This window comes from Massilia jejuensis (assembly GCF_042656795.1).
Classification (GTDB): Bacteria; Pseudomonadota; Gammaproteobacteria; order Burkholderiales; family Burkholderiaceae_D; genus Telluria; species Telluria jejuensis.
Genome location: NZ_JBHSMS010000036.1, coordinates 288,228 through 301,863, shown reverse-complemented (window position 1 = coordinate 301,863; position 13,636 = coordinate 288,228). Strand labels below are relative to the sequence as shown.

Here is a 13,636-nt window from a genome sequence, read left to right as displayed (position 1 = left end):
CCCCGCGTCAGCTGCCCTGCCGTTGCGCGGCCTGGACCACCGCAAACCGTTCCAGCGTCCGCTGCCGTGCCTGCGCATGGTCCACGATCGGCGCCGGATAATTCTCCCCCAGCACCACCCCGCACGCCTTCAGCTCCTCTGCCGGCGCCAGCCACGGCGCATGGATAGCGCGCGCCTCCAGCCTGGCCAGTTGCGGCAGGTATTGGCGGATGAACTCCCCGTGCCGGTCGAAGCGCTGCGACTGCGTGGTCGGATTGAAAATCCGGAACCACGGCTGCGCGTCGCACCCGGTCGAGGCGGCCCACTGCCAGCCGCCGACGTTCGACGCCAGGTCGTAGTCGTTGAGCTGGCGCGCGAAATAGCGTTCGCCCAGGCGCCAGTCGATGCCGAGATCCTTGACCAGGAAGCTGGCCGTCACCATGCGCAGCCGGTTATGCATGAAGCCGGTCGTATTCAGCTGGGCCATGGCCGCGTCCACCAGCGGATAACCGGTGCGCCCGTCGCACCAGGCCGCGAACAGCGCGTCGGCCTCGATGCCCGCTTCCCAGGCGACGGCATCGAAGGCCGGCTTGAAGGATTGTTGCGCGATGTGCGGGTGCTGGAACAGGATCATCGCGTAGAAGTCGCGCCAGATCAGTTCCGACAGCCACACCGGCGCGCCCGCGCCGCCGGCGCCGTTGGCCGTCATCTGGCGCAGCGTGCGCACCAGGTGGCGCACCGAGGTGGTGCCGAAGCGCAGGTGGATCGACAGGCGCGAGGTCGCGTCGAGCTGCGGAAAATCGCGCGCCGTGCCATAGTCGGAAAGGCGCGGCAGGAAAGCCTCGAACGCTTCGGTGGCGCCGGACATGCCGGGCGGGGCGGGCAGGGGGCCGTCGTCGAAGCCGAGCGCGGCGAGGCTGGGCAGCGCCAGCGCGGGCGCGGCGGCGAAGCCGGCCGCATACGGTTCGATCATCCAGGGCGCGGCGGCCTCGGGCTGGGCATCGAGCCGCTTGAGCCAGGCATTTTTATAGGGCGTGAAGACGCCGTAGACGCCGCCACCGAGGGTCAGCACCTCGCTTTTCTCGAAGATGACCTGGTCCTTGAAGCGCAGCAGGGCGCGCCCGTCGGCCGCCAGGAGCGCCGCCACGTGCGCGTCGCGGGCGAGCGCGGCGGGCTCGTAGTCGTCGTTGACGTACACGCTCGCCGCCCCGAGTTCGGCCGCCAGCCGGGGAATGAGTTCGTGCGCCGCGCCGTGGCGCACGATCAAGCCGCCGCCGAGCTGCCGCAACTCGGCATCGAGCTCGCGCAGGCTGGCGTGGATGAAACGCACGCGGCGGTCCGGCCGCGGCAGGCCGGCCAGGATGTCGGTGTCGAACACGAACGCGCAGTGGACGGCGCCGCCGTCTTGCACGGCGTCGCGCAGCGCGTGGTGCAGCGCGGCATGGTCGAAAGTGCGCAGGTCGCGCCGGAACCAGACGAGGGACTTGCTTTTCGGAATCATCGTGTTGTCAGTCAACAGGGCTGGCCATTTTACGGGCTAGGATCGACGCAGTGCGCCAGGAAATCGATGCGCCGGCCGCGCGCGCAACGGCGTTTGCGATGGCCGGTCGCGCGTTTCAGTGTAAACTATTGAAAAGCCTGATGTTGTAGTCTGGATACTAGTAGCAAAACAGAGGGGCTTCGGGAAACCGCGGCGAGTGCAGCATCGGATGCGCGGCCGGTCGATCGAGGTTCTCCCAGAGATTGAGCCAACAGAGAGTCAGCGTATGAAGAAAAGCAAAATCGGCACCACTCTGCCTATGGCCGGCCTGCCGCAAGGAGGCGAAACACTCGGCAATATCGGTCCGGCACCATCAGGCTTAGATTTGGCCAATCATTTCCTCATCGCCATGCCATCCATGCAAGACCCGATCTTCGGCGGCGCGGTGGTCTATGTGTGCGAGCACAACGAAAAAGGCGTGCTCGGCGTCGTCATCAACAAGCCGACCGACATGACGATGGAGGTGCTGTTCGACCGCATCGACCTGAAGCTGGCCGAGGGCTTGCGTTCCAACGTGGTCGACGAGCCGATCATGTTCGGCGGCCCGGTCCAGGATGACCGCGGCTTCGTGCTGCACAGCCCGGGCGGACGCTATTCTTCCTCGCTGAACGTCACCGACGAAGTCGCCTTCACCACCTCGATCGACGTGCTCGAGGCGGTCGCCAGCGGCGCCGGTCCCGCGCGCATGCTGGTCTCGATCGGCTACGCCGGCTGGAGCCCCGGCCAGCTCGAAGAAGAAATCTCGCGCAACGGCTGGCTCACCGTCGGCGCCGATGCCCACGTGCTGTTCGACCTGCCGATCGAGGAGCGCTACAACGCCGCCATCAAACTGCTGGGTATCGACCCGATGATGCTCGCCTCCGAGGCCGGCCATGCGTGACGATGGTTGATATCGTTCTGGGGTTCGACTTCGGCATCAAGCGGATCGGCATTGCGATGGGCAATACCTTGACGGGCCAGGCCCAGCCCCTCGCGGTCGTGGACGCCATCGACAACGCCACCCGCTTCACCACCATCGGCAAGCTGATCGACGAGTGGCGTCCCGCGCGCCTGGTCGTCGGCGAGCCGCGCCATCCGGACGGCGCGGAGCACGACATGACCTTGCGCGCGCGCCGCTTCGCCAACCAGCTCCATGGACGCTTCGACCTCCCGGTCGAGCTGGTCGACGAGCGCTACTCGTCCGTCGTGATTCCCGCCAAGCGCGGCGAGATCATCGATGCCAAGGCCGCCGCCATCATTTTGCAACAGTACTTTGACGATCATGCCAACAACTAATCAAGACTTCGATGCCGAGGCGCTGTACCGTGCCCTGCTCGGACAGGTGCGCGCCGCTTTCGCCGGCCTGCCCGACGCCGCCATCGTCGGCATCCATTCGGGCGGCGCCTGGCTGGCCGAGCGGCTCGCCGCCGACCTCGACCTGAAAGGGCGCCTCGGCTTCATCGACGTCTCGTTCTACCGCGACGACTACGCCAGGAAGGGCCTGCATCCGGATGTGAAGCCGACCCACATCGGCTTCAACGTCGACGGCGCCACCATCCTGCTGGTCGACGACGTGCTCTACACGGGACGCACCACGCGCGCCGCGATCAACGTGCTGTTCGACTATGGCCGCCCGGCCTGCATCAAGCTGGCGGCGCTGGCCGACCGCGGCGGGCGCGAACTCCCCGTGGCGCCGGATTTCGTCGGCGTGACCACCTCGCTTCCCGGCCACCAGCTGCTGTCGCTGACGCGTGACGGCGCCGGCCAACTCTCGCTCACGATCGAAGAAGACAATGCCGATTCTGCACAATAACCCGCAACTGGACAAAAACGGCGAGCTGCAGCACTTGCTCACCATCGAAGGCCTGCCCAAGGCGATCGTCAACCACATCCTCGACACCGCACAGAGCTTCGTCGGCATCTCCGACCGCGAAGTCAAGAAGGTGCCGCTGATGCGCGGGAAAAGCGTGTTCAACCTGTTTTTCGAAAACAGCACGCGCACCCGCACCACCTTCGAGATCGCCTCGAAACGCCTGTCGGCCGATGTCATCAACCTCAACATCCAGGCCTCGTCGACCACCAAGGGCGAGTCGCTGCTCGATACGATCGACAACCTGGCGGCCATGCATGCCGACATGTTCGTGGTACGCCACGCGCAGTCGGGCGCGCCCTACCTGATCGCCAAGCATCTCAACGACAGCGGCCGCAAGGAGATCCACGTCGTCAACGCCGGCGACGGGCGCCATGCGCATCCGACCCAGGGCCTGCTCGACATGTACACGATCCGCCACTACAAGCAGGATTTCACCAACCTGCGCGTGGCCATCGTCGGCGACATCCTGCATAGCCGCGTGGCGCGCTCGGACATCCATGCGCTGACCACCCTGGGCGTGCCGGAAGTGCGCGCCATCGGTCCGCAGACGCTGCTGCCGGGCGGCCTGGAACACATGGGCGTGCGCGTGTTCAACGACATGGACGCAGGCTTGAAGGACGTCGATGTCATCATCATGCTGCGCCTGCAGAACGAGCGCATGTCGGGTGCGCTGCTGCCTTCGGCCCAGGAGTATTTCAAGAGCTACGGCCTGACGCCCGAGCGCCTGGCGCTGGCCAGGCCGGACGCGATCGTGATGCACCCGGGGCCGATGAACCGCGGCGTCGAGATCGACTCGGCGGTGGCCGATGGCAAGCAGGCCGTGATCCTGCCGCAGGTAACCTTCGGTATCGCGGTGCGCATGGCAGTGATGAGTATTTTGGCGGGAGGCAGGGCTTGAACTTCGCACGGATGAAACTACATATCAAGAACGGGCGTCTGATCGACCCCGCAAACGGCGTCGACAGCGTCACGGACCTGTTCGTTGCGGACGGCAAGGTGCAGGCCATCGGCGCGGCCCCGGCCGGCTTCGTGGCCGACACCACCCTCGACGCCAGTGGCCTGGTGGTCGCGCCCGGACTGGTCGACCTCTCGGCGCGCCTGCGCGAGCCGGGCTACGAATACAAGGCGACGCTCGAATCGGAAATGCGCGCGGCGGTGCAGGGCGGCGTGACCACCCTGGTCTGCCCGCCCGATACCGATCCGGTGCTCGACGAGCCGGGCCTGGTGGAGATGCTCAAGCACCGCGCCCGCAACCTCGATCTGGCCCATGTGCACCCGCTGGGCGCGCTGACCATCGGTTTGAGGGGCGAGGCCCTCACCGAGATGGCGGAATTGACCGAGGCCGGCTGCATCGGCTTCGCCCAGGCCGAGGTGCCGATCCTGGACACCAACGTCCTGCTGCGCGCGCTGCAGTATGCCAAAACCTTCGGCTACACGGTCTGGCTGCGTCCGCAGGATCCGCACATCGGCCGCGGCGGCGTCGCCCATAGCGGCCCGCTGGCCTCGCGCCTGGGCCTGTCCGGCGTGCCGGTGATGGCCGAGACGATCGCGCTGCACACGATTTTCGAGCTGGTGCGCGCGACCGGCGCCCGGGTCCACCTGTGCCGCATCTCGTCCGCCGCGGGCCTCGACCTGATCCGCGCCGCCAAGAAGGAAGGCTTGCCCGTCACCTGCGACGTCGGCGTGCACCACCTGCACCTGACGGATGCCGACATCGGCTTCTTCGACTCCAACGCGCGCCTGACGCCGCCGCTCAGGAGCGGGCGCGACCGCGATGCGATCACGGCCGGCCTGCTCGACGGCACCATCGACGCGGTCTGCTCGGACCATACCCCGGTCGACGACGACGAGAAGCTACTGCCCTTCGGCGAAGCCTCGCCGGGCGCGACCGGCCTGGAACTGCTGCTGTCCCTGACCCTGAAATGGGCCGAGGAACAGCGCGGCATGGATGCCTTGCCGCGTGCGCTGGCCAAGATCACGGCCGACGCGGCGCGTACCGCCGGCCTGCCGGCGGGCCAACTGGGCGTGGGTGCGCCGGCCGATATCGTGCTGTTCGATCCGAACCTGCGCTGGCTGGTCAACGGCGCGGCCCTGGCCAGCCAGGGCAAGCACACGCCTTTCCTCGGCTATGAACTGAGCGGCCAGGTACAGGCCACCGTCGTCGGCGGGCGCATCGCCTACCAGCGCTGATTCCTGCGCGGGGCTGCGGCCCCGCTTTTTTTTTCGCGACCATGATCCGACTTCGCCTCGCCTGGCGCTTCGCGCGCCTGATCGTCCACCTGCTCGCCGGCCTGGCGACCTGCGCGCTCGTGTTCCCGTGGGCCGGGCGCGGCCTGCGCGACGCCGCCACGCGCCGCTGGTCGCGCCGGCTGCTTGCCATCTGCAACGTGCGCGTGGAAGACGCAAGCGGCATCGCCGCGCTCGAGCACGCGCTGTTCGTGTCGAACCACATCTCCTGGCTCGACATCTTCGTCATCAATTCGCTGCATCCCTGCCGTTTCGTGGCCAAGGCCGAGATCCGCGCCTGGCCGGTGCTCGGCTGGCTGGCCGCCGCCGCCGGCACCGTGTTCATCGCGCGCGGCAACCGGCGCGAGCTGCGCCATATCTTCAAGGGCCTGGTGCTGGTGCTGGGGCAGGGCGAGCGCGTCGCCTTCTTCCCGGAAGGGACCGTCGGCCAGCAGGGCAGCGTGCTGCCCTTCCACGCCAACCTGTTCGAGGCGGCCGTCGATGCGCGGGTGCCGGTGCAGCCCTGCGCGGTGGCCTATCTCGACGCGGCCGGCGCCTGGCACCGCAGCGTCGACTACACGGGCGACGTCAGTTTCGGCGACAGCATCGCGGCCATCCTGCAAGGCCCGCCGGTACGGGCGCGGCTGGCTTGCCTGGCGCCGCTGGCGGGCAGCGGCGCGCACCGCAGGGAACTGGCGCAGGCGGCGCATGACGCGATCCAGGCGGCCCTGGGGCCGGTCGACGCGAACGCGGCAGCCGCGCCGGTGCTGATTTCCTAGAACCCGGCTCGGTAGGAAGGCGGAAGTCGATGACGATGCATGGCAAGCGGGAGCAACGCAGCGCCCGTTTGTCAGGCGCGTCAGCAACGACTCACTTCCTGCTGGGATAGGTTCTCAAGCCTTGCCGGCGTGCGGCCGGTATTCCGGACAGTCGACCTGCAGCAGGCCGCGATCGTCCAGGCAGACCGCGGTCAGCTTGCCGCCCCAGACGCAGCCGCTGTCCAGGCCCACCAGGTTAGGACGCATGATCAGGCCCAGCGCCGACCAGTGGCCGAACACCACCGTCACATCCATCGTGCGCCGGCCCGGCAAATCGAACCAGGGCAGCAGTCCCGAGCCGGCCGGCCCGCTCTCGCTTTCCTTGTGCGCGAAATCCATGGTCCCGTCGGGCAGGCACAGGCGCATGCGCGTCAGGGCGTTGACGATGCAGCGCAGGCGTTCCATGCCTTGCAGGCGGTCGTCCCAGCGGGCCGGCTGGTTGCCGTACATGTGGGTCAGGAAAGCGACCCAATTGTCCCCGCGCAGCACCTCCTCGACTTCGCCGGCCAGCGCCATCGTCTGCGCCGCGTCCCATTGGGGCGCCACGCCGGCATGCACCAGCAGGTGGGCGTCGACGAACATCGCCAGGGGGCGGCCGCGCAGCCAGGCCAGCAGTTCGTCGCGGTCGGGCGCGGCCAGGATCTCGTCGAGGGTATCCGATTTGCTGGCCTGCTGCGCACCGGCGGCGACGGCCAGCAAATGCAGGTCGTGGTTGCCGAGCAGGGCTTCGACCCGGCCGCCGCTCGTTTCCGCCAGCGCCTTCATGCGCCGCAAGGCCAGCAGCGATTCCGGACCACGGTTGATCAGGTCGCCTACAAAAAGAATGCGCGCGTGAACTTCGGCGCCGGCATCGATGGCGATTTTTTCAAGCAGGGCTTGCGCCTCGTGGGCGCAACCTTGCAGGTCGCCGATGACATAGGTTTTCATGGTGGTTTCTTGTTCGCCGTTGCCGCCAACGCAGCCGTGCGGATGATTTACTGTGGAGGGCATACTAAATGATTTTGCCGGGCGATGTAGTGCGATGGGCCCGCATGCGGCCGATTCCGATGTAATCCGGTCGCGCAGGAATCGATTATCCGCCGAGCACGCTTGTCGGGGTGGAATCGGGGCGGTCCGGATTATCTCGGCCGATTGGAACCGGCCTGCATCGGCGCGCTTGCAAAGCAATCGCGCAGCCGGCTGGCGGCATGGGCAGGCCGCCGCGATATGGCAGGGGCAAATCCGGTATCGAAGACCGTGTCATGTCGGCAGCCGGTAAAAGGGAATAGCGAAAACCCGGCGGGCGCGGTCGGAGGAGATATTGGCGCGCCGGCGCGGCAGGCGATATCGGGACTCGGGCATTGCCTGCGGATGGCGCGAAAATCACCGATATCGAGCAGGCTTATCGGTCGACGCGGCAAATGAAAAGTTTCTCATGTTTAGTGCGCGTAGCGCACTCCATGGCTTATTACCGAACGTACCGTAAAGCATCGCAATCATTAAAAACGCCCGGCGGACCGGGTATGCGCCGCGGAGAAGGCGTCCGCCGCGGCGAGAAACGCGTATTTTCGATACGCCCTTGCATACGCTCCGGCGCAATGTCGAACACGGTACATGCGCTCGAGCGGACATTCCCGTGACGAGGGCGCCGATCCGGTTAGAATGGCACCGGAGTGCCCGCCAAAACCCCCATCGCCGCGTTGCGCCGCGGCGCTGCATCCTCGACTGCTTTCTGCGCTGCGCCTTGCAAGCCACGCGCGGGGCGGCTGTTGCCGGGCGCTCTACGAACGGACACGTTCTGAACCTTATTGCAAGCCCGATGGCGCATTCTCCACCGCCGCAGTGCGGCTTAGGGGCGGCCGCCCGTCGGGCCATGAACCGCGGGATATCCATGTTTTCATTTTTTGTCAGCTTCGTCTGCTCGGCCCTGCTGACCTTATTGGTGATCAAGCAGGCAAGATTGCACAGGCCGGCGCTCGACCGCGATTTCAAGGGCGTCCAGCGCGTCCATACGCACTTGGTGGCCCGTATCGGCGGGCTGCCGATCTTCCTGTCGGTGGTGTTCGCCGCCGCGATCTCCATCTGGCGCCAGCCGGCGCTGCTGGAGTCGCTACCCACGCTGCTGCTGTGCGCCTTCGTCGCCTTCATCGGGGGCGTGCTCGAGGACTATACGGGCGCGGTGCGGCCTTCGCGCAGGCTGTTGCTGACGATGGCAGGCGCCATGCTGGCCTACCTGTTGCTCGACGCAAAGATCCAGCGCATCGACCTGCCGTTCGGCCTGGTCATACTGGCCGCAGGCTGGATTGCGCTGCCCCTGACCGTCCTGGCGGTGGCGGGCATTGCGAATGCGATCAATATCATCGACGGGTTCAATGGCCTGGCCAGCATGGTCACTATCTGCATGCTGCTTTCATTGGCCTATGTCGCGCTGCAGGTGGGGGACATGTTTCTTCTCGTTACCGCGCTGATGGTCGCCGGTGCGACCGCCGGCTTCCTGATCTGGAATTACCCGGTAGGCCTGATATTCCTCGGCGACGGCGGTGCCTATTTTATCGGATTCATGCTCGGCGAACTGGCCTTGCTGCTGGTAATGCGTAACCCGGAAGTGTCGACCTGGTATGCGGCACTGCTGCTCATTTATCCGGCTTTCGAAACGATTTTCTCCGCTTACCGGCGTATGTTTGTGCGCGGAAAATCACCGGCGGTACCTGACGGTATTCACTTGCATAGCCTTATTTTCAGGCGTATCGTCAGGTGGACTGTCGGTAAAAAAGAGGCACGTGCCCTGCTCCAGCGAAATGCGCGCACCTCGCCCTATTTGTGGCTGTTTTCACTGATGGCTGTCATCCCTGCCACATTGTTTTGGCAGAACACCACCGTCTTGATAGTATTCTGTTTATTGTTCGTAATCAGCTATGTCTGGTTGTATGCGCGTATCGTTCGATTCAAGTCTCCCAGATGGCTGATTTGGCGCAAGAAGGACTGGCAATAAATTGCCAATGTAGTATATTGCGACATTTGGTGAGAATTCACCTGAATTGGATTAACCCAACTTTCGAGGAACAATGATGGATCTGTCAAATATGTCGGTTGGCGATTTGCGCAACCTGCAGGAGCAAATCAAGCAGGAAATGAAACAGCGTGAGCATCAGGAAGTGCAACAGGCACGCGAGCAAATCCTGGCCATCGCTCAAAAGGTTGGCGTACCGCTGAAAGACCTGATCAACACGCCGGCACGTGGCAGCAAAACCGGTTCGGTCGCCGTGCGTTATCGCCATCCGGACAATTCGTCGCAACAGTGGACCGGCCGTGGCCGCCAGCCTAAATGGGTCAAGGAATGGGTCGAAGGCGGCAAATCCCTGGACAAGCTGCGCGTCTGAGCCGTTAATTTCGCTTGCCGGCGCTCGCCGGCAAGGCACTCCAGCCGGCCATCGGGACCACCCAATGGCCGCGCTTGCCGCTACAATACTCCCTGTTTTGTCACCCTCCCATCATTTGGCGTTGCCGCCCTCCGTATCGACGGACCGGGCCGTGCATGACGGCGCCCGACTCTTCAAGGTAGAACATGGTTGCTCTCTCAAAAACGATTTTCAAAGCGTATGACATTCGCGGCGTCATCGACAGCACGCTCGACGCCGGCGTGGCGCGCAGCATCGGCCAGGCCTTCGGCCAGGCCGCCTTGGCCAAGGGAGAGCGCAGCGTCGTGATCGGCCGCGACGGCCGCCTGTCCGGCCCGGCGCTGACGGCCGCGCTGGCCGAAGGCTTGCAGGCCGCCGGCGTCGACGTCATCGACCTCGGCATGGTCGCCACGCCCATGGTCTATTTCGCCACCAACGTCCTGCAAGGGACGCGCTCGGGCATCATGGTCACCGGCAGCCACAATCCGCCCGACTACAACGGCTTCAAGATGGTGCTGGCGAGCGAAGCGATCCACGGCGAAGCGATCACCGCCCTGTACGACAGCATCGTCGCGCACGACGGCAGCAGCGCAGCCGAGCCGGGCCGCTACAGCACCCATGACATCCGCGCCGCCTACCTCGAGCGCATCATCGGCGACGTGAAAGTGGCGCGTCCGATCAAGATCGCGGTCGACTGCGGCAACGGCGTGGCCGGCGCCTTCGCGGGCGACCTGTACCGCGGCATGGGCTGCGAAGTGATCGAGCTGTTCTGCGAAGTCGACGGCACTTTCCCGAACCACCACCCGGACCCGGCGCACCCGGAAAACCTGCAGGACCTGATCCGCGCGCTGGAATCGAGCGACGCCGAAATCGGTCTGGCCTTCGACGGCGACGGCGACCGCCTCGGCATCGTTACCAAGAATGGCGAGATCATTTATCCGGACCGCCAGATGATGCTGTTCGCGGCCGACGTCCTCGAGCGTAATCCCGGCGCCGAGATCCTGTACGACGTCAAGTGCACGCGCCATCTCGGTCCCTGGATCGAACAGCATGGCGGCCGTGCGCTGATGTACAAGACCGGCCACTCGCTGGTCAAGGCCAAGCTGCGCGAGACGGGTTCCCCGCTGGGCGGCGAAATGAGCGGCCACGTCTTCTTCAAGGACCGCTGGTACGGTTTCGACGACGGCCTGTATGCGGGCGCGCGCATGCTCGAGCTGCTGACCAGGACGAGCGATCCGTCGGCGCTGCTGAACGCGTTGCCGATGGCGATCAGCACGCCCGAGCTGCACCTGCACCTGAACGAAGGCGAGAACTTCGCCCTGATCGAGAAGCTGCGCACCGATGCGACCTTCCCCACCTGCGAGAAGATCAACGACATCGACGGCCTGCGCGTCGAGTACCCGGACGGCTTCGGCCTGGCCCGTTCCTCGAACACGACCCCGGTCGTGGTGCTGCGTTTCGAGGGCGAGAACCAAGAAGCGCTGGCGCGCATCCAGGACGAGTTCCGCAGCGTGATCCTGGCCGCCAAGCCCGACGCCAAGCTGCCGTTCTGACGCGAGGCCGCGGTGAAAATCCTGCTGGTGCGGGTATCGTCGCTGGGCGACGTGCTGCACAACCTGCCGATGGTGGCCGACCTGTTGCGCCACCAGCCCGGGGCGACGATCGACTGGGTAGTGGAGGAGGGCTATGTCAGCCTCGTGCGCCTGAACCCGCATGTCCGCAAGATCATCCCGTTCGCCTTGCGGCGCTGGCGCAAGGGCTTGCGCACGCCCGCGGTGCGTGCCGAAATCAGGGCCTTCTTCCGTAGCTTGCGCGAAGAGGAATACGACCTCGTGTTCGATACCCAGGGCTTGCTGAAAACCGGCATCGTCATGGGCGCCGCGCGTATCCGGCGCGGCGGGCGCAAGGTGGGGCTGGCCAACGGCAGCGAGGGCTCCGGCTACGAAGGCATCTCGCGCCTGTTCCATACCGAGAGCATCGCGCTCGATCCGCGCACCCATGCGGTCGCGCGCGGGCGCATGGTCGCGGGCGCCGCTCTCGGCTATGCGGTCGACACGCCGCCCGACTTCGGGCTGCCGCCGCCTGCTGCCGTCCCGCGTCCCGACTGGCTGCCGCGCGAGGACTATGCCGTCTTCTTCCACGGTACCGCGCGCGACGCCAAGAAGTGGGCGCCTGACAACTGGATCGCCACCGGCCGCGCGCTGGCGCCGATGCCGGTGCTGCTGCCCTGGGGTTCCGACGCCGAGAAGCGCGACGCCGACGCGCTGGCCGCGCGCCTGCCGAACGCGCGGGTGCTGCCGAAACTGTCGATGATGGATGCCGTGACGCTGGCGCAGCAGGCTGCGCTGGCCATCGGCGTCGACACGGGCCTGACCCACATCGCCGCCGCCTTCTACAGGCCCACGGTGGAAATCTACGCCGACTCGCCGAAATGGAAGACCGAGGGCAACTGGTCGCCACGCATCGTCAACCTGGGCGACAAGGGCGCGCCGCCTTCGAGCGGCGAGGTCATCGCCGCCGCGCGCGGCCTGCTGGACGCCCGATGAACCGCCCCCTGTATTCCTTCCTGTGGTGGCTGGCGCTGCCGCCCGTGCTGGCGCGCCTCTGGTGGCGCGGACGCAAGGAGCCCGGTTACCGTGCCCATATCGGCGAGCGCCTCGGCATCTATGGCCCGCCGCCTCCTGTACGACCCACCTTCATGGTGCATGCGGTCTCGGTGGGCGAGACGCGCGCGGCCGAACCGCTGGTCGAAGCCTTGCTGGCCAGGTGGCCCGACAGCCGCGTCCTGCTGACCCACATGACGCCCACCGGCCGCGCCACCGGCCGCGCGCTGTTCGCGCACCACGGCGAGCGCGTGATCCAGTCCTATCTCCCGTACGACACCGGCTTCATGGTAAGGCGCTTCCTGCATCATTTCGCGCCGCGCATCTGCATCCTGATGGAGACCGAAGTCTGGCCGAACCTGATCGCCGGCTGCGCGCGGCAAGCGGTGCCGGTGGCGCTGGTGAACGCGCGCCTGTCGGAACGGTCGCTGCGCCGCGGCCGGAAGTTCGGCAGCCTGATGGTGCAGGCGGCGCGCGCGATCACGACCGTCGCCGCGCAGACCGAGGCGGACGCCGCGCGCATCCGCTCGCTGGGCGCGCCGAAGGTGGCGGTCAGCGGCAGCATCAAGTTCGACGTCGTGCCGCCGCAGGCCGCCCTGGACACCGGCGCCTGGCTGCGCGCGCGCTTTGCGGACCGCCCGGTGCTGTTGTGCGCCAGCACGCGCGAAGGGGAAGAAGCGCTGATCCTGGACGCCTATGCACGCCTGCCGAACCGTCCGGCCGGCATGCTGCTGGCGATCGTGCCGCGCCATCCGCAGCGTTTCGACGACGTCGCGCAGCTGGTGCGCGCGCGCGGCCTGTCGCTGCAGCTGCGCTCGCAGATGAGCGGCGGCGCCGTCGCCGCCGACGTCCTGCTGGGCGATTCGATGGGCGAGATGTTCGCCTATTACGCGGCCTGCGATTGCGCCTTCATCGGCGGCAGCCTGCTGCCGCTCGGCGGACAGAACCTGATCGAGGCTTGCGCGCTGGGCAAGCCGGTGCTGGTGGGCGAGCACACCTTCAATTTTCTCGATGCGACGGACGAAGCGGTCGCGGCCGGCGCAGCCGTGCGCGCAGCCGATGCGCAGGCCTTGCTGGCGCAGGCCGTGCGGCTCCTGTGCGACGCCGGTGCACGCGCCGATATGGGCAGCAGGGCGGCCGAATTCGCAAGCCGTCACCGTGGCGCGACCCTGCGCACTGTTGAACTCCTGCAACAGGAATTTGAGTAGCTTTTGTTACCATTGTTTTTTGAGTTCGGCAGA

General features: G+C 66.3%; 12 protein-coding genes and 1 pseudogene. 11 read left to right on the top strand and 2 right to left on the bottom strand.

What is annotated here, in order from left to right; genetic code table 11:
- Positions 1-7 precede the first annotated feature (7 nt).
- Positions 8-1,480 carry a cryptochrome/photolyase family protein gene (locus ACFPOU_RS11925; protein WP_379721204.1) on the bottom strand — a complete coding sequence of 491 codons (1,473 nt, stop codon included), beginning with the start codon at positions 1,478-1,480 and terminating at the stop codon, positions 8-10.
- A 298-nt stretch (positions 1,481-1,778) separates the two neighbouring features.
- On the opposite strand from ACFPOU_RS11925, the gene ACFPOU_RS11920 reads away from it, so the two are divergent.
- The 6 genes and pseudogenes from ACFPOU_RS11920 to ACFPOU_RS11895 all read left to right on the top strand — a co-directional run bounded on the left by ACFPOU_RS11920 (position 1,779) and on the right by ACFPOU_RS11895 (position 6,376).
- Complete coding sequence (locus ACFPOU_RS11920) at positions 1,779-2,399, top strand: YqgE/AlgH family protein (protein WP_379721249.1); 621 nt, start codon at positions 1,779-1,781, stop codon at positions 2,397-2,399.
- Positions 2,400-2,401: 2 nt separating this feature from the next.
- On the top strand, positions 2,402-2,794 hold the full coding sequence (ruvX, locus tag ACFPOU_RS11915) for a Holliday junction resolvase RuvX (protein ID WP_379721202.1): 393 nt from the start codon (positions 2,402-2,404) through the stop codon (positions 2,792-2,794).
- The gene (gene pyrR / locus ACFPOU_RS11910) at positions 2,781-3,311 is read left to right on the top strand and encodes a bifunctional pyr operon transcriptional regulator/uracil phosphoribosyltransferase PyrR (protein ID WP_379721199.1); all 531 of its coding nucleotides are present in this window, start codon (positions 2,781-2,783) and stop codon (positions 3,309-3,311) included. Before ruvX ends, pyrR begins: the two co-directional genes overlap by 14 nt.
- Positions 3,301-4,269, top strand: a pseudogene (locus ACFPOU_RS11905) (aspartate carbamoyltransferase catalytic subunit); the annotation flags it as partial. The gene pyrR and the pseudogene ACFPOU_RS11905, both read left to right, overlap by 11 nt.
- 11 nt (positions 4,270-4,280) lie before the next feature.
- Positions 4,281-5,561: a dihydroorotase gene (locus ACFPOU_RS11900; protein ID WP_379721196.1), complete on the top strand. Its 1,281-nt coding sequence runs from the start codon at positions 4,281-4,283 to the stop codon at positions 5,559-5,561.
- Between the two features lie 41 nt (positions 5,562-5,602).
- Positions 5,603-6,376, top strand: coding sequence for a lysophospholipid acyltransferase family protein (locus tag ACFPOU_RS11895; protein ID WP_379721193.1), 774 nt, complete (start codon positions 5,603-5,605; stop codon positions 6,374-6,376).
- Between the two features lie 114 nt (positions 6,377-6,490).
- Here the strand turns inward: ACFPOU_RS11895 and ACFPOU_RS11890 are convergent, their stop codons facing one another.
- On the bottom strand, positions 6,491-7,342 hold the full coding sequence (locus tag ACFPOU_RS11890) for a symmetrical bis(5'-nucleosyl)-tetraphosphatase (RefSeq protein WP_379721190.1): 852 nt from the start codon (positions 7,340-7,342) through the stop codon (positions 6,491-6,493).
- A 943-nt stretch (positions 7,343-8,285) separates the two neighbouring features.
- Between ACFPOU_RS11890 and ACFPOU_RS11885 the strand changes: the two genes are divergently transcribed.
- From ACFPOU_RS11885 to waaA, 5 genes are all read left to right on the top strand, one after another.
- Positions 8,286-9,386, top strand: coding sequence for an MraY family glycosyltransferase (locus ACFPOU_RS11885; RefSeq protein ID WP_379721187.1), 1,101 nt, complete (start codon positions 8,286-8,288; stop codon positions 9,384-9,386).
- 76 nt (positions 9,387-9,462) lie between these two features.
- Positions 9,463-9,774: an H-NS histone family protein gene (locus ACFPOU_RS11880; RefSeq protein ID WP_136221252.1), complete on the top strand. Its 312-nt coding sequence runs from the start codon at positions 9,463-9,465 to the stop codon at positions 9,772-9,774.
- A 185-nt stretch (positions 9,775-9,959) separates the two neighbouring features.
- Complete coding sequence (locus tag ACFPOU_RS11875; RefSeq protein WP_379721184.1) at positions 9,960-11,345, top strand: phosphomannomutase/phosphoglucomutase; 1,386 nt, start codon at positions 9,960-9,962, stop codon at positions 11,343-11,345.
- Positions 11,346-11,357: 12 nt separating this feature from the next.
- Positions 11,358-12,338, top strand: coding sequence for a lipopolysaccharide heptosyltransferase I (gene waaC / locus ACFPOU_RS11870; protein WP_379721181.1), 981 nt, complete (start codon positions 11,358-11,360; stop codon positions 12,336-12,338).
- Entirely contained in the window at positions 12,335-13,603 is a 1,269-nt protein-coding gene (gene waaA, locus ACFPOU_RS11865; protein WP_379721178.1) for a lipid IV(A) 3-deoxy-D-manno-octulosonic acid transferase, read from the top strand. Before waaC ends, waaA begins: the two co-directional genes overlap by 4 nt.
- Positions 13,604-13,636: the final 33 nt, after the last annotated feature.